Here is a 23,317-nt window from a genome sequence, read left to right on the forward strand (position 1 = left end):
TTTGTGAATAATTACTTTGTTAAAATTAACCCCACTGATAAAAAAACAGTGGGGTATTAAACATTCATCCATTCCATCAATAAATACATCCATCATACCCAGAGCTCTAGTAATTACTGCAATTCATTCATATTTGCTAATTTTTAATCTCTACCAGTTCAACGATATAGTTATTCGAAATCACTCCATTCTTTGCATGAACATAGAATACTTCTCCTGGATTAGCGTTCGACTGAATAATCAATTTCCCATTATTGGTAAGGGTTACTCCTGTCGGTGTAGCAAGCTTCAATCCAGGTGTATCTTTCACGAGTGAATACTCCATAGTCGCTTGCATAGGTTTCATATATTGATCATACAGTGTCGCTTCCAATTGCAATTCAGTCGTGGCAGTGGGTACAGGTATCGTATTTATATTCTTAGCATTCTTAAAGAAAATGCTTGTCGGGATTGAAGTTGCTTTGTTTTCTACAATGACTCTATAGGATTGACGAATGCGAATATTATCTTTTGCTTTCGCACTAACTCTTAGCACAGTACCTGCTGCAATCTGATCTGTAATGGTGACTTCTCCCGTCTTCCGATCAATTGTTGCACCATTTACCGTAGTTTCCTTCTTAAAAGGTATATCGGAAGCAAAATACCACTCCAATTCTGCGTTATTAACTGGTTTGTGCAAGGAATCAACAGGTGTAGCAGTAATTTTCATTTTTGTTGTATTTCCAGCGGTTGGCTTCTGCAGCTTCTGTGGAACTGTAGTGAGGTCAAAGAAGATATCATTGATTTTTCCGACAGAATCATTTTTCTTGTAGATCCTGAAATAATCAATAGCCAATTCTTTCGGATAGATTCCAGCATCCTGCCCGCCCCATGAATTTGTATAAAGACCTAAAAGAGTTTCAAGACGGTGATCCAGTTGGACTGAAATCGTTCTGATTAATTTACCATCAAAATAGAATTTCAGACCATTCTCATCCCATTCCATCCCGTAATTATGGAATTCGTTATCGAGTCTAGATCCTGCATTCAGTCCTGTAGGTACATATCCATCTGATGGATTAGATGATGTTGCACTTGCATCACTGCCCCACTGATGGTAGGTAGAGAACCACTTGTTAGCTTGAATCGTCCCAAATGGACTTTCATTAATATCAATTTCACTGACCTGATTAGAAACATAGGCCGTGCCCGTATCATAGATATTCTGATCTTCCTGGTTACCAACCATCCACCAGGCGACGTGACTTCCGTCCGTTGCTGTTGGCATTTTGGCTCTCATTTCAAAATAACCATATTTGGTCGTGGCTGCTCCATCAAAGGTTGGAATGTTTCGGCTATCCTCATATTTATTATTCCCGAATTTGTGCAATCCAGGTTTTTCATACGATACAATACTGGAGGTCATGACTTTGCCATCAAGTGGACTCCACGGCTTCGTATCTTCATCAATCTTGAGTACAATTGAGCCGTCTTCAAAGCTGTAATTGGCCTGGGCCTGTGCATCTCCATTCGTAGCCCACTGTCTAAGGTAATAATCAGACCATGCTTTGCGATCAATGTCATTATCATTGAATTCAGTTGCATAATATAGTGTATAACCATCTTTGTTCAGATTGCTAGGTTCTGACTGCGAGTTCTTGGTAAATAAAATCTTAACCGGAATGGTTCCAAACACGTCACTATTGTTATCCTTCGCTTTAACAATAAGATCATAGCTTTCGCCTGGCATCATTTCTGTACTAGGGCGTATCGTCAACAAACCGTCTTGATCAATACTGATATAGTTTTTATTGCTGTTAACACTCCAAGTTACATTCGTATATTTGGTAGATGTGTTATTTATTTTTGCTGAAAATCTTCGCTTGGTTGTTCCCGATTGAGGGACAGGCAATACCTGATTTCCTGGGCTTACAACGATTGAATTAGCTGCTGCATCCTTTAAGGTAACCTCATTTGAGACTGTTAACGGTATGTTATTGTCATTGGATACCCCTGCCGGCAGGATAACCTTCCCGGTAAATACATACTTTCCAGGCTTTGTCCCCTCATAAACAGGTGTGGAATCCGGGTTCCAGTTTATACTGAAAGCTTCGCTGCTGTTATCACTTAAAGTGACGATTGCCGTTGCAGGAAGAACCTTCTCCAGTACATACGAGAGCGAGTTTCCATATTCTACAGTAGATTTCGATAATTCCTTGATACTAACTAAATCCACTAACGCAGGAACGGTGTATTCGATCTCATTGGATGTTTGCGTGACACCACTTGATATTTCTTGAACCGAGAATTTTAATTTTGATGATTGGATTTGATTTTTCTTAGGTGTGATTTCACCCGTCTTTGCAATTACGCTCGGGTTAGATGACGAGATAATCGAAATACGGTATCCGTCAGGAACATTTATATCAAAAATACGATCCCCTCTATTGATCTTATATCCAGATAGTGAGTTGATAATGCTCTCCATGGATACGTTAACACCATACATTTCAATTTCACTGATTGAAGAGTAACCGACAGCTTTTTTACCTACAACTTGAATATATTGTGCCGTAGTAGGTGCAAAGCGATAGGTCTTATTCTCTCCGTTACCTGCTGTTTCAGCAGCCACGGTCTTCCAAGTCGACCCATCTGTTGAAAGCTGGATATCATAGGCATCCAGAAAGCTGCCCCGATTGGAGAAGAACTTAACCTGGTCTACAATATATTTACTTCCTAAATTAATCTTGGCATCCCAAGGCGTATTTGCGCCTAAGTTAGGTTGGGCAATACTGTACCGATTCCCATCCGCTATTTGAGCCAGTGGTGACCAGAACGATGATTTGGACGAAGTTACTTTGAAGTTACTTCCGTTCTCAGCTTTTGCTGCCTGAATAACATTCTTATAAGTCTGGGATCCAAAATTATAATCCAATCGATAGATACTTACCTTATAGGTTTCTTGAATGCTAGAGTCGATTGAATCCGTAGAAATAATCTTTACTTCATTAAGTCCTTTTTTGAGAGGAATTGTGGCCGCTTGATCGCTTGCTACAACTTGCCCGGCAATATTTACAAGCTGCGTATTTCCTCCTTTTATTTTAGCTTGTAATGCAATCGATTCCGTATCAGAACCGACGGTGATTTCGTATTCTTTAACATTGCGATTAAAAGTAGGTAAAAGTGTTCCTTTATTCGATGTAATGCCCATAATCTGATTGGAATCAGATATAGTTAACAAGTTATAGACTTCCACTTCGAAAATACTGTATCCGTTTGAATTATTCGTTGGTGCAATCTTAACGTAACGTGCTTCATTCTGCGCAAAGTTATGATAGGTCGGAGCGTAATCGGATTTACCTGAGACGGAATCCACTGTTGTCCAGGTTGAATTATCTTTTGATACTTGAATCGTAAAGTTAGAGCTATATGCAGCTTCCCAATACACGACGACTTGATTTAATTTATAAGTCTTACCCAAGTCAATCGTTACTTGTCCTGCTTGTTTGGTGGAGAAACGTGTATTGTAATTTCCGTCCAGCATTTTATTCGCTGTAAATTCAGGGCTTTCTGAATTCGATGAACTGGTAGCTTGCTTGCCCAGAGCCAAGTTCACACCAGGGTCTGGAGCTTGCGATAGCGCGATGGCTCCTAACATGAAATATCCTGAAGCATTCGCAGTCGATAGTGTTCCTGTAACAACTAAGTCTTGCTGATCATCACCCGTATACTTAATGGTATAGATACCGCTTTCATTATTAGCTGTCTTAAATTCATCGAGCTTATAGCTTTGGGCTCCCAATGCTGCGGTCATTTGAATCGTCCCTTGGTTCGCACCAAGATAGATTTTGAGTTCACGCTCTTTTTGGGATGCAGGAACGGTAATTGTAAATGTTGCACCATTTCCTGAATTCGAGCGAGCCTTTTGCACATTGGACAGATTATTTTCATTAGCCGAAGACGAGAATTTAAATAACCCGTCCTCAAGCATTTGACTAGTACCATTTGCGCCAAGCGTTTCCGATAACTGAATCAGGGATGTTCCAGGTTTTTTCACATCATAATCAATGGGTGGCTGCGTAGTTGCGATAGAACGCCAATCCAAATCCCCTACTTCTGACAAATTCACAGAGGTAAGATTCGTAACCTTAGATATTGAGCTAACGACATTTTGACTAGCCACACGTTCATTTCTCGGGGAAGGATCTTCCGAAGTGGAAGAGGCCCCCGCTGAAGCTGTAGGTATTACAAGTTGAATGAAGATGAGTAATGATAACAATGAAGCAATCGATGACTTTTGTTTTTGTTTCATTTTTCCGTCCTCCAATCAATAGATTTATGGCTTATGAAGTGAACTCAAGAATATATTTAAGATCTGTTTTAATCTGTGTAAAGCTTTCTAATACCGTGTCAGTATTAAATAGAATATTTGAATCACCAATTCCGATCGCATACATACCGGCAGACTTCGCCGCTTCAATACCAGCGAATGAATCCTCAAATACGATACAGGCTGAAGGATCTACTCCCAATTCCTTTGCTGCAAGCAAGAACACTTCCGGATCTGGTTTCGCCTGTAATGCTTTGCTACCATCTACAACAGCATCAAATAATTCCGAGATTTGAAGATTATCTAAGATCATAGTCGTATTTTTACTCGCTGACCCAATCGCGGTCTTCAATCCTTGTCCTCTTAACTGTAGGATGAAATCTTTAACTCCAGGTAGGATTTCAGTCTCCTTTAGCTGGGTGATATACTCCACATACCAATCATTCTTTAATTGTGCCATATGCAGCTTTTCATCATCACTAAATTGAAGATTTCCGATTTCAAGCAAAATCTCTAATGAACTCATTCGGCTGATGCCTTTTAAACGTTCATTATCTCTCTCCGTAAATTCAAACCCTAATTGATCGGCCAGTCGTTCCCATGCCAAATAATGATATTTTGCTGTATCTACAATGACGCCATCCAAGTCAAAAATGACTGCTTGAATATCCGATTTTGGTTGTAAGAGCATTTTATTTCCTTGATGAATAATCTCGATCTCTAATCCCGAGAGGAGCTCATAGTGTGTACCTCTACGATTCGTAACGACCTTTATCAGTCTACCTTTATAATTAATTTTAAAGGTATATTCATCCCATCCCTCCGGTAAATATGGTGAGAAGCTCAGCATATTGTCGTGAGTCTGCATACCAGCAAATCCGTGTACAATACACATCCAGGTCCCTGCCATATTGGCCGTATGAATACCGGCATGAACATTTCGATGATAATCATCCAAGTCGAGTCGTGAAGTGGTCATAAAATACTCATAGCTCTTGTCGTAATAGCCAATTTGACTAGCTACGATACTAAAGATACATGCTGACAACGATGATTCATGCACTGTAACTTTTTCATAAAAATCAAAATTTCGTTTCAATTCTTCTTTCGTAAATTGATGGCTTAATAGACACAATGCTAGTATGAGATCCGCTTGTTTGGATACCTGATGGCGATATACGACCAGTGGGTGATGATGATCCAATAGCGGATATTTGTCCGTTGGTGTATTTGTAATATCCCAGGGCTGTTTATATAAGAAACCATCGTCCTGCGGGAATATATCTAATTCCTCACTGTAAGGAAGATACATGTTGTCCGCTGCCTGTTTCCATGCATCTGATTCATCCGGTTCAAGTCCGATTTTCTCAGCAAGTTTCTTATATTGGTTCGGATAATTCTCTCTCATCCATGCTGCTACGTTATAAGCATTCCACATATTTTCACGTGCTAACAAATTAGTAAAGAAATTATTATCTGCGAGCACTGTAAATTCATCAGGTCCCGTTACACCATTAATACAAAATTGATTTCCCTTTGTTGGGATGTAGGCACCAAATTCATGCCAGAACCTTGCTGTTTCAATTAAAATTTCGGCACCCATTTGAAGAGTGAATTCATGATCATCTGTAGCATCGATGTACTTCTGTACAGCAAATGCAATATCCGCATTGATATGAAACTGGGCTGTTCCTGCCGGATAATAAGCGGATGCTTCTTGGCCGTTAATCGTTCTCCACGGATAGCAGGCACCTTTTGTAATAGATAGCTCCCGCGCTCGCGCTCGTGCTTGAGGCAATTTATTATATCGGTATTCAAGCAAACTCTTAGCAATTTCAGGATTGTTATAGGTGAAGAAAGGTAATCCATACATTTCTGTGTCCCAGAACACATGACCTTCATACCCTTCACCAGAAAGTCCCTTTGCCCCCATACTCGTCTTTCCATCTCTTCCGGAAGACTGCAATAAATGGAACATATTAAAGCGGATTCCTTGCTGTAGCGCCAGATCTCCTTTGATCTCGATATCTGTCCGATCCCAAAATTGGTCCATATACGCTTGTTGTTCTTCTTCTAGTGCATAAAATGTTCTTGTCTTAGCATCGATAAGTATTTCGTGTGCCCTTCTGAACAACTGATCCTCATCAACTTCATTCGAACTGATATTGACCAAGTGTTTGGTGAAACGAATCGTCTCACCTGTTTTTGAATCCAACCTGTAACACTTGCCTAGTCGATCCTTTAAACTGATGTCAGCACTATTTTTTAATATTTTCATATCTTCAAATTGAAGATCAATTGCACTAATCAGAGACATCTGCGTGTTCTTCGTCTTTTGAATCAAAGCACTAATATCTTCTAGTAACGTCCTACTCTTCTCTACTAATACTCTGCCATACGGCCCATAATCGATTCGTGAATTTGTCTTCTCTGTCGAGTTTTCCACGTTCCCATCCATGAGTGATTCAACCTTGATCTCTCCATCGAAATTCAAAGGAGTAATTTCATAATGGAACGCGGCTAGATGTTTATTCGTGAAGGAAATCAATCTTTTCGTAGCGATTTGAATCTTTTTCCCTTTCGGAGATACCCAGATTACGTTTCTTTCGACGATGCCTTTCTTTAAATCTAATACACGTTGGTAGTGTTCTAATGTCCCCTCTAACATGTTGAATTCTTCACCGCAAATGAATATTTTTACAATTTTTCCATTCGTCACATTCAACATCGTTTGTGTTTTTTCTGGATAGGCATATGCTAGTTCACCATAGCGAATCGTTTCGCTTTCGTAGAACCCATTGATAAAAGTGCCTTCAAGTCCTTTATCGGGAGGTAAATTATATCCTTCTTCAAAGGTTCCCCGCATGCCCATATATCCATTGGCTAGTGAAAAGATCGTTTCATTCCGGTAGTTATTCTCTAACGCAAACTCGGTCTCAATAATTTTCCATTCATCGTAAGGATATAGGACCTTATAGTCTTGTATATCTTTAATCATGTTCGTGTCCTCCGCATCTGCTATGAAATGATACCTTGAATCAAAAAAGTATGATTTATCCTTTAACTGCACCTGCCGTCAAGCCTTTGATAAAGGATCTTTGTAAGAATAAGAACACAAGTACGGTAGGCAGCATCCCTATAACAGAGGCAGCAGCCATCATATTCCAATTGGCACCATAGGTTGTGAAGAAGCTGGAAATGGCTAATGGTATCGTCTGCATGGATTTATCCTGCAAGAAAAAGATAGCCTGGGTATAGTTATTCCAAGCAGGTACGGCTGTCAAAATAATAACAGTAGCCGTCACTGGCCGTAACAATGGGAATGTTACTCTCCAGAAGGCAGTAAACAATGAACAGCCATCTATGATTGCAGCTTCTTCAATTTCTTTGGATAGACTGCGAATGAAGTTGCTATATACAAATACGGACAATGGCAGTGCGGTTGTTGCCAGCAATAAGCTCATAGCCCAAATCGTATTAATTCCATGAATTTGTCTCATAAACGTATACAAAGGAACAATATTGATAATAGCGGGTATTAACATGCTGAATATAAAGGCAAAGAAAACAATCGTATGAAATATGGACGGTACTCTCACGATTGCAAAGGATGCTGACGCTGAGAATAGAACAGATACTAAGATTGCAAGAAACGTAATTACAATGGAATTGAATAATGCACTTGACATATTTGATAGAACCCATGCTTCAGCAAAGTTATCCCATTGAAACTCTCTTACCAGTATGCCTTCTCCACCACTAGGAGAGCTTGATAACGCAGTCATAATCAATACATAAAAAGGTACAATTGCTAATAGAACCAAGAGAATCATCACTACATATTTAAGTATTCGCACCGCTCTGCACCTCCTAGTTGTTGTCATATTTGAAAAATTTAAAAGCTATTGCGACGGGGATAAGAATAATGACAAATAATATCATCGCAACCGATGTGGAATAACCGGTTAAACCTGCGAATGCGTTTCGATAAATATAGAGACTTAATGGCTCTGTATAATATCCAGGTCCTCCATTGGTTAATGCCACAATAATTTCAAATACGGACAGCGAATTAATAATATTAGTAATAATATTAATCTGAATGGCCGGCATGAGCTGTGGAATGGTAATATATCGTACGGTTTGTAATGATGTTGCTCCATCAATCTTGGCTGCTTCGTACATTTCGGATGGAATGGATTGCAGGCCTGCAAGGAAGATAATCATCGGATAACCTATGAACTGCCACAAGTTCACAATGATGATAGCCCACATCGCTTTATGAGGATCCACGAGCCAATTAGAATATAAGTTTTCTAAATGCAGTGCTTGAAGTACATTGAACAGAAACCCACTATCTGGACGCAAGATCATTAACCACACATACCCCATAATAAGAGGACTTATGATGGCTGGTAGGTAAATAAGGGTTCTCGCAAAGTTCTTCCCCTTAATTTCTTTGTCTAGTAATAATGCAAGTAAAAATCCAAATATATTTAGTAGAAGTGGACTTACCAGTCCGAATAGCAATGTATTTTTTATATCTCCGATTGCACGTGCATCTTTGAAAAAATCAATAAAATTCTGAATTCCAACAAAGTTTTTCGATTCTGAAAGCCCATCCCAATCCGTGAAACTAAGACCTATGCCGTAACTTAGTGGATAAAGGAAAAATAGGATAAATAACAGTATTGCGGGAACAGCCATAAACTTGTGTAGGTTTTTTGATATAGTAGACATGTTTCCCCTCCAACTCTTTTTTATATGTAGAATTTAAAATAGCTTCTGAACCACAGTGGCTTGAGATTTTATAAAATCTCAAGCCACTCGTACACCTTCAAATTTATTACTTGTTCATTGCCTTCCAAGCGTTATCCCATCTCTTTTTAAACTCTTGTGTAAATTGTTCTGGAGTAAATGTGCCAACCAATAATTCTTGATACAATTGTCCTTGCTCATTATTATCAAATCCAATGGGGCGAATATCCCAATCCACATTCGCTGCTTTAGCTAAAGCCTCACTAACTTGATCTTTAATAGGTGCCCAATCTGCTTCTACATCGGTAAAGGCACTTGGAGCTTTACGTGTTTCACTAAATGACTTTTGATTCTCTGCTTCAAATAGGAAGTCCAAGAATTTCTTGGCCTCTTCCACATGCTTGGAGCCTGCTGGAATAGAATAAGCTTGATCGTCTGCATTCAATACGGTTGGTTTTGTGCCCTCTACAATGCTTGGATATGGACTAAAGCCAAGATCATTTACAATTTCGGGATTTTTATTAAGAATATCCCCAAGAGCCCACATACCCTGACTAATAATGGCTGCTTTACCATTTGCGATTGCATCGATCTGTTGGTCATATGTATCTGAAAGGATATTTTTATTGATCAATCCTTCTTTTTGCATATCCAATAAATGTCCTGCTAGTATCTCAAGTGGTCCGCCTGCTTCATCAAATTTAAGAACATTCGCATCGTTATTCAGACTTGCCTTCTTAAATTCAAGGTTACCAACCTTCTGTTTCTCAACACCTTCAGCCATCAAGTTTCCTAGATGAGCAATAGTCCAAGCGTCTTTTCCACTGAGATAAAACGGAACAACAGATGGATCCTGTTCTTTAATGGTTCTTAGATTTTTCTCGAAATCATCCCATGTTAATGCTTCTTGAAGATTATGTTTGGCAAAAAGGGACTTGTTATAGAAAATGCCGCCATTAATAAAGTTAGTTACGACTTTAAATTGCTTACCAGTCTTCAAATCCGAACTTGCTTCCTTCGCTTCAGGTGTCAGACGGGACCACCACTCTGCCTCATCGGACAGATCCAAGAAAAGGCCTTTATCAATAAATTCTTGAGGTTGACGATTCGTAATATCAGGAACGTCTCCTGAAGCAAATTTGACCTTTAAGAGGTTCTCTGGTTCCTTTGAATTCTCTTGTACAACCTTGATTTCCGGATTCTTTTTGTTAAATTCCTCGATCGCCGAGTTAAACCATTCAACCATTTCAGGATTTCCTTGAAGGAATGTTAATTTAACAGGAGTTCCCTTGGTTGTCCCCCCTCCACTCGACGTTTCATCATTTGTAGATTTGCCCCCGCAGGCTGCTAAAGAACTCAACATTAAAACGGAAACAAGCATACTAGCCAATACTCTTCTGCGCTTAGGTAACATGTGATTTGCCCTGCCCCTCTTTAATCTATATTTTTCCTTACACGTTAATGGTATCATCTCGCACGACTCGCTAAAATTCCTAGTTCTTTGGTTTTATTCCGAATTCTTTTGATTTCACAAACTCGCATAATAATTTGTTTGACACCTAAGTTGAAGTTCACTACACTCCTTTATTAGAAGGGGGAAAGCAAGTCATCATGGCTATTAGAAAATACAAAGGGTTAACATTTAAAACAAAACTAATTTTCTTATGTAGTACCCTTATTCTCATTTCAGTAATTTCAGCGTCTGTATTTTCGTATATGCAGTATAAAAGAAACTCAATCAATACGACCTATAAACATACGGTAGAAACGAGCGCACAACTCTCCATTAATCTCAAACAATACACGGAGGAAATGATAAGAACCTCCATGCTTCCCTACTACAACTCGGAACTTATAGCATCAATTCAAGAGAATAATAGGAATAGTATGGAACAGTTACTACATAATCGCTTTATTAATAATTTTCTAGAGAACACTTTGATTTATCCGCAGGAAGATATTTTAAGAGTCTTTCTAATCACCGATCGCGTATATCTGGGTTCGAGAAATTATGAGTCTTTAGATTCTCTAATCGACTTTAGACAATTAAGTTGGTACAACAAAGCCATTCAAGACAAAGCGCCTTTTTTCCTCAGCAATAACAAAGAGAGCTTGATCAAGGATGATTATGCTGAGATATTTTCTATTGTTCGTCCTATTTTCGGTGGCGAGCGAAATGCTGATATTATCGGTATTATCAAAGTGGATGCTAGGTTTGATGGTATTATTAATATCCTAAATACCGTCAGTAATGGAAAAAAAGGAGGCATTGTCCTTTCCGATGAAAGCGGAAACATTCTTTACTCTAGTTTAGGGGATAATCTAAGTAAAGCGGATATCCTGGGGATTCAAAAAGATAGCTTTTCGAATCAAGCTGTAAAAACTTCACTTAATAAAAAAGAATATTTAACATACACCATACCTATTGAGGGAACTGGATGGCATATATATTCTCTTAACTCGTTAGATGAGTTAAATCAGAATGCAGCTGAAATGAGAAATCGGACGTTATACTTCGCATTTGCTTGTTCAGTACTCATGTTAATTATCGTAATTCTGTCAATACAGAATTTCCTTAATCCTTTGTTTGCGATTATCCGGCTTATGAAACAAGTTAAGAGCGGTAACCTGAGTGTTCGATTTCCCGAGCAGCGCAATGATGAGATCGGGTACTTAGGGAAGTCTTTTAATAGTATGGTCTCACAAATAAGTCATATTATCTCGGATAATACACAACTCGTTAAACAAGTCTATGAAACTAATCTATTGGAACAAGAAGCTAAGTTAAATGCACTTACTAGACAAATCAGACCTCATTTCATTTATAACACCTTAAATATGATTAGTATTATGATTCAATCGAACCAAGAGGATGAAGCTGTTGAAAGTATTGAGAACCTTAGTGGCATGATTCGAAAAATCACAAAAATGGCTAAAAATATTCCGCTATCATTGGAGGTTTCATTGATCCATGAATATCTCTATATTCAGAAAGCAAGATTTAGCGAGAAACTGGGATATACTGTGCACATTCATCCAGAATTAGATTCTTTCATTATCCCATCTTTAATCTTACAGCCACTGGTTGAAAATGCTGTAATCCATGGATGTGAAGGCCAGAATGAATCTATAACTATTAAGATCTACAGCGAATTCATTCAAGAAGATGTTTGTCTGTTCGTTACTGATAATGGTCCTGGTATACCGGCTAACTCTCTTGCTGAAATCCACAAACTTCTGGGTGATGAAGAATCGGAACGGGAGAATCAGCAAACGACAGGAATCGGTCTTCTTAACGTCCATCAACGTATACGCAAACAATTTGGAGCACCTTACGGACTGGAAATTTCAAGTCAACCTCACTTAGGTACCTCCATAAAAATTGTATTACCACTTAAACAGCAGTTAAGGAAGGTGTAATCTTGTATAAAGTATTAATCGTTGACGATGAGGCTCATACTCGAAATTTTCTAAAGGCACAAATCCCCTTACTCGATGAACGATTTATTATCGCCGGTGAGGCTAGTGACGGTATACAAGCACTGGATTTTCTTGAGAATAATTCTGTAGATCTTGTGCTAACCGATATAAAAATGCCTCGAATGGACGGACTACAATTAAGCGAACAAATCAGTAAAATCAACAAACACCAACTTGTCGTTATCCTATCCGGATTTGATGAATTTGATTTTGCTCGCCAATCTTTACAGTATGGGATTAAAGATTATTTACTTAAGCCGATTATCAAAAGTCAGATTAAGGAGTTGCTAGCTCGTATTGCAAATCTAAGAACGACAGAAATTCAAGAATACTCCTTACTTCAAGAATTACGTTCCTTACAAATGGAATCCATTGATAGCGTAATCCGGAATTTCTTGCAGTCCGTGATCATGGATGCTCGTGTAGAAATTAATACATTATATCCATTACTTCATCGGTTTAAAATCAATTTATTTGATGGGGTTGGAAGCATTGCAGTGCTGTCGTTCAACGAAGAAGCTTCTCTGTTAAAATCAATCCGTTACCAAGATATCCAGACCTACAAATACATCCTATATAATGTCTGTAAAGAACACATTGAACCCACAACCAATGCTTGGGCTTTTCTCGATACACATCAAAATACTTGTATCTTCTTTACTTCGGATGATCAGAATGTTCTCTGTAAACATATGGAGTGTACGATCTCCGAAATCATATCCAAAATGAAAGATACGATCGGGGTAACTATATCCAGCACAATAGGGAGCTTGGAATATGATCTGCTTTCTCTTAAATCCAGCTATGCTGAAGCCATAAAAAGTTTACTCGAAAACAATTTCGCTAACTCCGATATCCAAAAAAATAAGAAATGGTTTGATGAATTTTCGCAGCTCCTATTACAAATTAAGACCATTAGTAGAGCAAAGGACAAACAAAAACTGATAGAACTTCTAGAAGTCTGGTACCAAAATCAAGGAAACACCAATAAATCCAATGTCATCCGCTTCATGTTGTATTGTCTGGAATCTTTATCTGCCGGTTTTCCTGAGAACAAAATTGTAGATGCTTATCAGTTCTTAACCGAGCACCTCTCTTCTCTCCATGAACCATTTACTTTCAAAGAAATGGGCCAACTGCATGCGGAGATGATCTTCATTTTATATGATAATGATCCTGAATCGGAAGTTTCTCTTCCCTTAACGAGAGATTACATGCTGGCACAGCATATTAAAGAATTCATTCTGGCAAATTACAAAGAAGCCCTCAGTTTACCTATGTTAGCTGAGAAATTCCAGTTAAATGCAACGTATATCAGTCATCTGTTTCATAAACAAATTGGAGAGCCTTATGTAAAGTTTTTGAACAGAACCCGAATGGAGCAGGCTGCCAAGCTGCTCGCCGATCCAAGTCATAAAGTGTATACCGTAGCGGAACAAGTTGGCTATATCAGCGTGAAGCATTTTAACTATGTATTTAAACAATATTTCGAAATGACGCCTACTGAATTTCAATTATTAAATGGCAATAAAAGATCATTAATTTAATCATTTCAAATTAAACGCTTCACTAATTCAATTAGGCAACAAAAAATGGAGCCGGAAGATGGCTCCATTCAATTCCTTATCATATCTACATTGTACCTTCTGAATTGTAAGGTTTTTGTAAACCTTCTAGCTCCTTTAATGGTTACCTTACTAAATCCGCGATCTCTTACTTTCCTGCAATGAACAACCCGAGTTGTGCTACCAGCGTACTACCAATATAAGTTCCGCTAAATACGAAAATGGCAACGATGGCAATTTTCCAAGAGGTGTTCTTTAATTCAACTAGACGATTAGCTACAGAAATACCTGCGAACGTAAGGATTGGTGTCGTAATCGAAAGGAAATTTACGGCTTGAATAGCCTCTACAAAAAAATCAGATAGCAAGCACATGACAAGGGAAGTGATCGATACCCATCCTAATACCGGGAACTCCCTCAATATTCTAATGGATGAGGAATTTAACTTCTCCGATATAAAGATTCCGATCATGGAGAACGCCCAAAGGGAAAGCAAACCTACGATCGTCATCCCTGTAACAGGAGCTGAGCTAGGATCCTTCATATTTTTAATGAACTGCGTAAACAGAATCATAGCGATACTTAAGAGAACAATCAGACCATATTTAATGTATTTATTACGCAGCACGGTTTGCATGTTTGTCACCTCGTGTAAAGATTCGATATAAGAATTGCTGTAAAGGCGCTGCAAGGAATACCATCGTAAACGTTCCTAAAAAGCTGGTCAGTAGCTGGCTTGCTGCTGCATAGGATAATATCGTGCTCTCCATTTCAGGTACTTGAGCAACTAAGGATGCAGAAGATGCGCTCATCATACTTCCTGATCCGACCCCGGATGCCATAGCTAGAGCTTCAACGCGGAAACCAAGACTAAGCAGAATCGGTGCAAATACGCTGAAAAATATGGTGCCGAACAAAGTTCCAATAATATATAAGGACAGTACGCCTCTTCCTTCTTTCGAATCCAGCGTGTACTTTTCCGAAATGTATGCAAGCTCACCTTCACGTCCAATACCCAGCGTAGCGCCGATAGCCTCTCGTCTCAAGCCTAGCAGAATAGCAACAGGAAGGCCAAAAATCACAGTTCCCAGGTTACCCAGCTCCTGAACGAGAAATATTCCCCCGATTTGAAGAATTTCTTTGATTTTTGGGGCAACGTCCGCACCGTATCTCGCCATAAGCGGAAGCATGATAAAGATTAGATATTTACCGGCAAACTCAATATTCTCCTTGCTGTAGACCTTTTTCCAGAAGCCTTTACGCAGAAAACTGAGCCCAAGTATCATCGTAATCAAGATCGCAAACACGAGAGGTAACAGTCCGATAGATAGTCCCCCCACGGAGATACTCTGGAAGCCAATCATTTCAGATATCGTTATGACGACCAACGCAAAGATTAAGAGATAGATAAAGTTATTTTTCTTCATGATGACTTCCTTCCTCTTCCCAAATAATCTCGTTAATCAGCCCTGCATACTCTTCATAACTTCTTTTATACAATTTAGATCGATCAATTTCTCCATTCATCTTCTCAAATACCTGTGCCAGGAATCTCGGGAAAATCTCATATATAAACGCAGGATCGACATCGATGAAATCATCACCATGAATCGTGCCGGTAAAACCGCTGTAGCCGATCTGGATACAAGGAAGCATGTAGGCCAGGTCACCGATATCTCCTGCTGCACTAATTGGATCAGCATCCAATAACACTTCAATTTCCTCGGTATCCTCAAAAGCCTCTTTTACAAAAGAAGATAAGTAGCGATTTTGATTAAACGGCAGATAACCCATTTGAGTGGAAATCTCTACCTCTCCCTGCAAAGCTAGCGCACTTCCTTTAGCCGCGGCATCCAGCTTCCCTGCAGCTTCCTTCATATAATCAACAGATAAAGTCCGCAAATCCGTTCCTACGGTGATTCCGTTCGGAATGACGTTTGTGGACATATCAGATTGCATAACTATCGGATTAATCCGTACCTTTTCTGAATCTTTAAGCTGTTGACGGCTTAAACCAACCGCTACATTAAACAAAGTAGACATGCTGTACGCATTTTTTGAGGAAAATGGGTCGAACCCTGCGTGAGATGCCTGTCCGATAAAGGTATATCTTTTATACAGGAAACCAGCCAAATCGCAATTAATATTAATGGTGCGCTTCGCAAACTCCCCGCCAATCGCATGCACACAAATGCCCACATCAATATCATCAAAGACGCCTAGCTTCATGGCTTCTGGCTTACCACCGTAGTGAGTGATTTTGTTCTGCTTCATTAATTCATCTCGGTAGGCCAGATCCAAATACTCCTCCGCTGGTACAAAAACAAAGGTTATTTTGTAATCAAAATGTTTATATGCCTGGGTATTTACAAAATAGCTGTATAAAGCAAGCGCAATGGCAACTTGTGTGTAATGACCACAATTATGGGCAGCACCTGTAGCCTTATCGGCATGCATATGAGAAGGAGCATATACTGCATCTAATTCCGCGATAAACGCAACATGCAGCTCTTTATCAGAATCGCCTAATGTGGTTCGGAAGCCAGTTGTACTGAATTCCTCTAACTGAATATCTGGATTTAGCTGTTTTAAATAAGAGATCACCATCTGTTTGGTTCGTTCTTCTTTATATCCCAGCTCTGGATGATGATAAATATCTTCTGCAACCCTCTTAATATCCTCGTACTGGTTTTTGAAAATCAACACAAGTTCCTCCATTCCATTCATCGAAAATTACTAGTGAATCAATTACGGTTAATACAGATTAATAGGTAAAACACGAACATTAGTTATAATAATATAAAAATTGTTCGTTTTCAAATCAATTTATTGCCTTATTTTCTATTTTTGTAAGCAATAATCCATTATTTAGGAGCATTAATTCGTAGCATCATATCTATTAGACCTTTTTAAAATCTGTAATGACTGCCCGTTACTTCGATGAAAAAAAGCAGACTGCCACAGCAATCTGCTCCATTTCACTATCTTCTTCCATATACCTTTATGATAGCAATCTGCTAACCCTTTATGTCACTCACGCAAGTTCCTCACTATCTTTCACTGATTCCTTAATCCCTTTAATTCCTTGTACGATCTTATCCTTATGAAACACAGATAATGCATAGACGACCGGTGCTGAAGGAATGTCGAATTTTAAATGAGAATGAGGGATTTCGGTAAGTAAAGTACCTAACGGATTGCCTTGCATGTCACGAATCACATTCCAGAATATTCTCGATCGATTATCTTCTGTACCCCATTTCTCAAGGGAGTTCCGGAAAACTAAGCGTTTTGCGATAACGAAATCGTTATCCTCCAGCTTCACCATGGCACTTAAACCGACACTTTCCAGATGTTCGAATAGGGATGTCATCAATTTATCCAAGTAAAGGCCGTAGGCTGCATCTTCTATTTCTGCAAAAGCTGATGTAAAGTCTTTAAACACGGACTCATACAATGGCTTCCATTCAGCCTCGATATAGCGGTTAGCCTCCTCACCTATTTCTCTTATCGTCATGTCTTGGTGGAATACTGGAATTTTATTAGTCATACACGTTCTCCTCCTTTTGTCTTTTCATAAAAATCGTACAACATTGAAGCCAATTGCAAGGTTGATCACACATAAAGTAGGATAATCTTCAGAGTATCTAGAATATCTTACAATTCAATGTAATGTTTACAATAGGGAGTGATGCTGTTTATGAAGATGCGTCCCCACAAAATAGCAGTAACATTTAGGATTAGCCCAAGCACTTTACGGAACTATGAAGCTAAAGGTCTTATTCCTTCTGCCGAAAGATCAGGGAACGGATATCGTTATTATACGGACCTGCATGCCGCTTACTTGTCTTGTATTCAAGCCATGGCCCCTGCTTTCGGGATGGAATTAACAACAGAGGTCATTCATAACATTCAACGTGACAAGAGGCATGAGGCTTTATGGATTATCAGAGAAAAGGAAGTTGTTTTATACGAGGACAAAGAGAAATTAGAGAGGTTGATCCAGGATATTCAGGTATTCGCAGACGATAAAACATCACTATATCAAAAGCAGCGTCTTAGTATCAATGAAGTTTCTACACTGCTGAACTTACCAAAATCAACAATCCGTTACTGGGAACACGCTGGATATGTGGTCGCGGACCGAGATCCAAACAATAGTTATCGATACTACAATGGGGATCATCTGCTAAAAATGAGGTTGCTGCAGATCATGCAGAACTTCGTCTACTCAGAAGAAACCGTGAAGTACAAGCAGTGGATAGCCGCTACTGAGCATCGAGATCTGCAAAACATCATGAAACTGGCTACAGAAATACGATCTTATCTTAATAAAAGAATCGAGTTACAAATGTGTGGGATATCTAGGTTATACCAATTAATTCAACAGATAAATAAAAACGAAACCCACTGATTAATCAGTGGGTTTCTACGATTTGAAATTTACAGATCGAATGATAAAAACTCAGGTATTTGTTGTTCACGTTTATCAAGTATAATCTGTTCCGGCTTGATACCTTGCTCGCGTAGTACTTCAATGTTCTGAACGAGGAATTCGTCACTACCAACAACATAGAAAAGTCCTGTCTTGTCATTAGCAAGATTCTTCACTTCTTCATAGTAGTCTTTGCGATTATCGACGAATTGTGCTGTGAACTTCTTGTCAGGAGTGGACTCAAATATCTTAGTAAATAGGAACTGTTTGGATGAATCAACGTTTAGGGAATGTATTTGATTGACGTTGTCAGCACGTTCGAAATATTCAAGAACGATTGGTCTGAACGTAGCCAGCCCCACACCTGAGGATAGCAAGTATACATTTTTGTCTTCTCTCTTTAGCGGTACATTGGAATGAGTTTTAAATATTGCAACTTCATTGCCGACTTTCAGATTTCTTAAAATCGTTTTAAACTCAGAGCATTGCTCTCTGATTCGTGTTGTGATGCCTATTGAATTTTCATGCGGTAAAGTAGAAATGGACATGTGGCGAATCAGGCTACGGTTGGGTTTGTCACCAGCATTAAAGCCTTCCAAAGCGAAGTGGGTGTGGGAACCTTCTTCCCATGTAAAGTCTTCCGGACGGTCTAGCAGGTACGTTTTAACCTCAGGTGTTTCGTCAATGATCTTATTTATTTTAGTCCAGTATATCTGCATTATATATCCCCCATACTCTATGATATGTATCTTTATTAATATACTATAAATGATAACAATTCTCAATTACAACCTTATATATCTTAGTTCATCGTTGCAAGGCAAGCGATCAAATAGACATATTGCGTAGAGAAACTTTGCACGATTAACATTTTGACAAGTAATCCTCGAGGCTGTCTGATTTGGTTCTACTTCATTTTGCATCCATTGTTGCTCAGTTTGGACGTTTCCTTAGCCATTTCTATTTGTACTCATATTTCACTGACCCTGAACAAATATACTTAATATCCTCACATTATGAATAGTACGACTCACGATAATTTCAGAATTACTTAGTTTAATATAGATCATTCAAGGTGCATCTTGGCTTCCGCCTCATCCCATGGCACCGAGTATCCTGCTCCCTTGGCGCAAAAGATGGACGAAGATGTATACAGGGGATCTGCTTCTTTACAATAGCCCATCCGCTCTATCACTTCCTCTGTATTATGGCATCGATCATAGCCGCTGAACACGCAGCGAATACTACCACGCCCATGCGTAAAGGAGGCGAATTCGGCACTATAGTTCATAAAGGTCGACACAGGCACCCTGCCTGTCACCACCGCTTGCGTTTCAGTCGTCTGCGGCGGATCAAAAATACCGGAGGCGCGCTGAATATCCGATAGCACCCTGCCCATTTCATCAATAGTGACCTTGATTTTGAAATCGTAATAAGGCTCCAACAGCACATTATCGGCCTTCTCAAGCCCCTGGCGCAGCGCTCGAAAAACAGCCTCACGGAAATCGCCGCCATGGGTATGTTCTTTATGCGCACGGCCTTTCAGCAGCGTAATTTTAACGTCAGTGACTGGCATTCCCGTCAGGAGTCCGTGGTGCTCCCGTTCATAGAGGTGACTCTGAATCAAATTCTGATAGCTGACATTCAAGTCATCGACATGACATCGGCTATCGAACATGATGCCACTACCTCTTTCTCCCGGTTCAATCAACAGATGCACTTCTGCATAATGTCTGAGTGGTTCGAAGTGGCCATACCCTTTAATAGCCGATTGAATCGTTTCTTTATACAAGATTTGCGGTTGTTCAAAAGAGATCGTAAAGCCGAATCGCCCCCTTACAATCTGTTCCAACACTTCCAGTTGAATCAATCCCATGACACGGATCGAAATCTCTTGGAATTTCTCATCCCAGACGACATTCAATGACGGTTCCTCCGCCTCCAGCATGCGAAAAGCTCCAAGCACCTTCTGTACATGTATTGAATTATCGAATAATACCTTCGATTGTAGCGTCGGCTCAGAGTCGTAAACCAATTTGTCTGATATCGACCCCAGACCTTGTCCGGCTTCAGCGGCGGACAATCCCGCAACCGCAAACAAATCACCGGCTACCACTTGTTCTATCGACTGTGACTTGAGACCGTTTAACAAAAATATTCGCGTAATTTTCTCGTCAATTAGAACCCCACCGCTCTCGTAACTAAGCTGTTCCCTCACCTTCAAGCGGCCGCTCAGCGCCTTAATGAACGTGAGTCTTACTCCGCTTTCATCGTGCCGAATTTTATACGCCCGCCCCTGAAACGAAGCATTCTCGTCATAAGTCATTGTAGTTAGCAGGTGTAATTGATCCAGAAATTCAATGACGCCTGCATCCTGAAGCGCTGAACCGTAAGCATAGGGAAAGAGAAGACCCTCCGCTATCACGTTCTGCAACGCCCTTAGCCAGAAGTCAGGATCTTCTCTCCCTTCCAGGAACGCTTCCAGCAAGCCTTCGTCCCGCTCTGCCATGGCCTCCCGCAGCGAATCGCCAATGATACCGTCAGTGAAGGTTTGTGTTATGCAGCATGTCTCCTCCGTCAACTGTTGACGGATATCCGCCTCAGTTCTGTCTATATCTGCGCCGATCCGATCCGTCTTGTTGATAAAAAAGAACGTCGGAATCTTATGCTTACGCAGCAGTTGCCAGACCGTCTCCGTATGGCCTTGAACACCTTCAACCGCGCTTACAATCAGGATGGCATAGTCAATGACCTGTAACGCCCGCTCCATTTCCGGGGAGAAATCGACGTGTCCTGGCGTATCTATTAAATAATAGGTGTCCCCTTTATATTCCATTACTGCCTGATCAGCGAACACCGTTATGCCCCTTGCCCGTTCGATGTCGTGGTTGTCCAGAAAAGCATCCTGATGATCCACCCGCCCACGCGACCGGATACTGTTCGTATGGTATAGCAGCTGTTCCGCAAAAGTTGTCTTACCTGCATCCACATGGGCGAACAGGCCAATTGTTAGTCGCTTCATAGAATCCCACTTTCATCGCTTCTAGTTGATACTACTCATTTTATTAAAGCATAGAAATCGGGAGCGTGGGTAAGAATAAGCTTAGTTTTAGCTTAATGGTACTGGTTGACTACTAGACTTGAAATATCTCACTTTTACGATGATCAATAATAAAGAAAGCAGTGTGAACAAGAAGCCGCTCCAGATCAACTGGTGAATTCCTAATTGAGAAATAAACCAGCCGCCAATAGAGGTTCCTAAAGTAATTCCGAGATTCGAGAACGAGACGAATAAACTATTGCCGAATTCAGGGGATTCTTGTGCCTCACTCATTAACCACGTCTGACCTACAATTAATCCGCCAGAATGAATGATTCCCCAAATAAATACCATGAAAATCATAGGAACGAAATAAGAGCCTAAATAATAAACCAATAAATAGGCTATTAAATATGCAATTAGAAATGATATTACGGTATTTAGGATGTTTTTTTGTAGCAAGAATCCAAATAATTGATTCCCTGCAATCATAATGACGCCGAATATAAGTAACATGCCACTGATCAGAGAGCCATTCATGTTAGTTACTTTCGCAAGGTACTCAGCAAAGTAACTATAAACCGAAAACATGGCTGCAAACATAAACATAACCGCAACAATATTTAGCCATAACCCTGGCTTACGTAGTATACCGATCTGTTTTCCAATAGACATTTTTTCTTTAACCGGCATAGAAGGAAGCAAAGTAAGTATCCCTATAAATGCAAGAGCGTTTACTACCGCTCCAAACATGAAAGCAGCTTCTAAGGAAAACAGTTCTGCAATATAAGAGGTCAATGGTACACCTAGAGCAAATCCAACGGTAACTCCCGTGAAAACTTTAGTAACGGCTTGGCCACTTTTTTCTGGTGGTACAAGTGAAGCTGCAGTAACAAGCGCGATTGAAAAGAAGAGCGGATGAAGTGCTGCAGGTAGGATTCGAAAAATAAGCATAACTTCAAAATGTGTGGTAAAAGCATAAATAATATTCGAAATAACGAACATAAGTATAGCAGTTAGTAAAAGTACTTTTCGGTTAATCCCAGATACCAATATCATTAGAAATGGCCCCGAAATCGCAACAACAAGAGCAAATACACTGACTAATAAGCCCGCTTGTGAAGTTGAAATAGCAAACTTTTGTGCTATTTGTGGTAATACCCCGACAACACTCATTTCTGTTGTAATAATTCCGAATACACCTAATGCCAGCATAATTATAAGTAGAGGGCTTATCTTTTTCATTTATGAAATCTCCATTCTTTATGTATAATCATAATATATATATATATCTAGATAAATAGATGTATTATTGCAAAAAAAAAGTCCCTCCTCCCTATTTATAATTCCCTTTGAACATACTCGGCAAACTCTTGTATCGTTTTTTCATTTCGACGATAATACGTCCATTTTCCAATACGTTCAGATTCTAATAATCCTGCATTCTTCATTGTTAATAAATAACTAGAAATAACCGACTGAGCGAGCCCCGTTTTCACTTGGATTTCTCCTACACATACTCCAACTCGAAAACTAATCCCTTGTCTTAAATAAGGCTCTTCATCAAAATAATTCTCCGGCTCTTTCAGCCATAATAAAATTTGCTGTCTTGTTTCATTTGATAATGCTTTATAGATCAATGAAGGTTCCATAACCAATATTATATCTATTTTTATAGATTTGTAAATATGTTCATGCGGCAAATGTATGGAAAGGGCCATAAACTTCTT

The 23,317-nt window shown here is 39.5% G+C and carries 16 protein-coding genes; 3 read left to right on the forward strand and 13 right to left on the reverse strand.

Going from position 1 to position 23,317, the window contains the following annotated elements:
- Positions 1-136 precede the first annotated feature (136 nt).
- The 5 genes from AC3WJJ_RS01980 to AC3WJJ_RS02000 form a co-directional block, all read right to left on the reverse strand.
- Positions 137-4,291, reverse strand: a complete 4,155-nt coding sequence (locus AC3WJJ_RS01980) for a discoidin domain-containing protein (RefSeq protein ID WP_492537530.1) — start codon at positions 4,289-4,291, stop codon at positions 137-139.
- Positions 4,292-4,322: 31 nt separating this feature from the next.
- Complete coding sequence (gene pgmB / locus AC3WJJ_RS01985; RefSeq protein WP_492537532.1) at positions 4,323-7,307, reverse strand: beta-phosphoglucomutase; 2,985 nt, start codon at positions 7,305-7,307, stop codon at positions 4,323-4,325.
- A gap of 55 nt (positions 7,308-7,362) precedes the next feature.
- Positions 7,363-8,166: a carbohydrate ABC transporter permease gene (locus tag AC3WJJ_RS01990; RefSeq protein ID WP_492537534.1), complete on the reverse strand. Its 804-nt coding sequence runs from the start codon at positions 8,164-8,166 to the stop codon at positions 7,363-7,365.
- 13 nt (positions 8,167-8,179) lie between these two features.
- Positions 8,180-9,049, reverse strand: a complete 870-nt coding sequence (locus tag AC3WJJ_RS01995) for a carbohydrate ABC transporter permease (RefSeq protein WP_492537535.1) — start codon at positions 9,047-9,049, stop codon at positions 8,180-8,182.
- 106 nt (positions 9,050-9,155) lie between these two features.
- Positions 9,156-10,430: an ABC transporter substrate-binding protein gene (locus AC3WJJ_RS02000; RefSeq protein ID WP_492537537.1), complete on the reverse strand. Its 1,275-nt coding sequence runs from the start codon at positions 10,428-10,430 to the stop codon at positions 9,156-9,158.
- Positions 10,431-10,678: 248 nt separating this feature from the next.
- Between AC3WJJ_RS02000 and AC3WJJ_RS02005 the strand changes: the two genes are divergently transcribed.
- Both AC3WJJ_RS02005 and AC3WJJ_RS02010 read left to right on the forward strand, forming a co-directional pair.
- Positions 10,679-12,487: a sensor histidine kinase gene (locus AC3WJJ_RS02005; RefSeq protein ID WP_492537539.1), complete on the forward strand. Its 1,809-nt coding sequence runs from the start codon at positions 10,679-10,681 to the stop codon at positions 12,485-12,487.
- 2 nt (positions 12,488-12,489) lie between these two features.
- The gene (locus AC3WJJ_RS02010) at positions 12,490-14,094 is read left to right on the forward strand and encodes a response regulator transcription factor (protein ID WP_492537542.1); all 1,605 of its coding nucleotides are present in this window, start codon (positions 12,490-12,492) and stop codon (positions 14,092-14,094) included.
- Positions 14,095-14,260: 166 nt separating this feature from the next.
- On the opposite strand, the gene AC3WJJ_RS02015 is transcribed toward AC3WJJ_RS02010, so the two are convergent.
- From AC3WJJ_RS02015 to AC3WJJ_RS02030, 4 genes are all read right to left on the reverse strand, one after another.
- Positions 14,261-14,749 (reverse strand): hypothetical protein, encoded by a 489-nt coding sequence (locus AC3WJJ_RS02015; protein ID WP_492537544.1) that lies wholly within the window; start codon positions 14,747-14,749, stop codon positions 14,261-14,263.
- Complete coding sequence (locus AC3WJJ_RS02020) at positions 14,730-15,539, reverse strand: DUF3100 domain-containing protein (protein WP_492537546.1); 810 nt, start codon at positions 15,537-15,539, stop codon at positions 14,730-14,732. The genes AC3WJJ_RS02015 and AC3WJJ_RS02020 overlap by 20 nt, the downstream gene beginning before the upstream one ends.
- Positions 15,526-16,815: a M20/M25/M40 family metallo-hydrolase gene (locus AC3WJJ_RS02025; RefSeq protein ID WP_492537548.1), complete on the reverse strand. Its 1,290-nt coding sequence runs from the start codon at positions 16,813-16,815 to the stop codon at positions 15,526-15,528. Before AC3WJJ_RS02025 ends, AC3WJJ_RS02020 begins: the two co-directional genes overlap by 14 nt.
- Positions 16,816-17,146: 331 nt before the next feature.
- Positions 17,147-17,662, reverse strand: coding sequence for a DUF6022 family protein (locus tag AC3WJJ_RS02030; protein WP_492537550.1), 516 nt, complete (start codon positions 17,660-17,662; stop codon positions 17,147-17,149).
- Positions 17,663-17,812: 150 nt separating this feature from the next.
- On the opposite strand from AC3WJJ_RS02030, the gene AC3WJJ_RS02035 reads away from it, so the two are divergent.
- On the forward strand, positions 17,813-18,526 hold the full coding sequence (locus AC3WJJ_RS02035) for a MerR family DNA-binding transcriptional regulator (protein WP_492537552.1): 714 nt from the start codon (positions 17,813-17,815) through the stop codon (positions 18,524-18,526).
- Between the two features lie 29 nt (positions 18,527-18,555).
- On the opposite strand, the gene AC3WJJ_RS02040 is transcribed toward AC3WJJ_RS02035, so the two are convergent.
- From AC3WJJ_RS02040 to AC3WJJ_RS02055, 4 genes are all read right to left on the reverse strand, one after another.
- Positions 18,556-19,266 carry a dihydropteridine reductase gene (locus tag AC3WJJ_RS02040; RefSeq protein WP_492537554.1) on the reverse strand — a complete coding sequence of 237 codons (711 nt, stop codon included), beginning with the start codon at positions 19,264-19,266 and terminating at the stop codon, positions 18,556-18,558.
- A 347-nt stretch (positions 19,267-19,613) separates the two neighbouring features.
- Positions 19,614-21,569: a GTP-binding protein gene (locus AC3WJJ_RS02045; RefSeq protein WP_492537556.1), complete on the reverse strand. Its 1,956-nt coding sequence runs from the start codon at positions 21,567-21,569 to the stop codon at positions 19,614-19,616.
- Positions 21,570-21,656: 87 nt separating this feature from the next.
- Positions 21,657-22,832 (reverse strand): MFS transporter, encoded by a 1,176-nt coding sequence (locus AC3WJJ_RS02050; RefSeq protein WP_492537558.1) that lies wholly within the window; start codon positions 22,830-22,832, stop codon positions 21,657-21,659.
- Positions 22,833-22,927: 95 nt separating this feature from the next.
- Positions 22,928-23,239 carry an ArsR/SmtB family transcription factor gene (locus AC3WJJ_RS02055; RefSeq protein WP_492539548.1) on the reverse strand — a complete coding sequence of 104 codons (312 nt, stop codon included), beginning with the start codon at positions 23,237-23,239 and terminating at the stop codon, positions 22,928-22,930.
- Positions 23,240-23,317 lie beyond the last annotated feature (78 nt).

Source organism: Paenibacillus sp. FW507-14B1B (assembly GCF_058781425.1).

What these genes read in the sequence shown, in the direction of transcription:
- AC3WJJ_RS01980 (WP_492537530.1), bottom strand. Translation starts at nt 4,291, where the DNA reads ATGAAACAAAAACAAAAGTCATCGATTGCTTCATTGTTATCATTACTC.
- pgmB (WP_492537532.1), bottom strand. Translation starts at nt 7,307, where the DNA reads ATGATTAAAGATATACAAGACTATAAGGTCCTATATCCTTACGATGAA.
- AC3WJJ_RS01995 (WP_492537535.1), bottom strand. Translation starts at nt 9,049, where the DNA reads ATGTCTACTATATCAAAAAACCTACACAAGTTTATGGCTGTTCCCGCA.
- AC3WJJ_RS02000 (WP_492537537.1), bottom strand. Translation starts at nt 10,430, where the DNA reads ATGTTGAGTTCTTTAGCAGCCTGCGGGGGCAAATCTACAAATGATGAA.
- AC3WJJ_RS02005 (WP_492537539.1), top strand. Translation starts at nt 10,679, where the DNA reads ATGGCTATTAGAAAATACAAAGGGTTAACATTTAAAACAAAACTAATT.
- AC3WJJ_RS02015 (WP_492537544.1), bottom strand. Translation starts at nt 14,749, where the DNA reads ATGCAAACCGTGCTGCGTAATAAATACATTAAATATGGTCTGATTGTT.
- AC3WJJ_RS02020 (WP_492537546.1), bottom strand. Translation starts at nt 15,539, where the DNA reads ATGAAGAAAAATAACTTTATCTATCTCTTAATCTTTGCGTTGGTCGTC.
- AC3WJJ_RS02030 (WP_492537550.1), bottom strand. Translation starts at nt 17,662, where the DNA reads ATGACTAATAAAATTCCAGTATTCCACCAAGACATGACGATAAGAGAA.
- AC3WJJ_RS02035 (WP_492537552.1), top strand. Translation starts at nt 17,813, where the DNA reads ATGAAGATGCGTCCCCACAAAATAGCAGTAACATTTAGGATTAGCCCA.
- AC3WJJ_RS02040 (WP_492537554.1), bottom strand. Translation starts at nt 19,266, where the DNA reads ATGCAGATATACTGGACTAAAATAAATAAGATCATTGACGAAACACCT.
- AC3WJJ_RS02045 (WP_492537556.1), bottom strand. Translation starts at nt 21,569, where the DNA reads ATGAAGCGACTAACAATTGGCCTGTTCGCCCATGTGGATGCAGGTAAG.
- AC3WJJ_RS02050 (WP_492537558.1), bottom strand. Translation starts at nt 22,832, where the DNA reads ATGAAAAAGATAAGCCCTCTACTTATAATTATGCTGGCATTAGGTGTA.
- AC3WJJ_RS02055 (WP_492539548.1), bottom strand. Translation starts at nt 23,239, where the DNA reads ATGGAACCTTCATTGATCTATAAAGCATTATCAAATGAAACAAGACAG.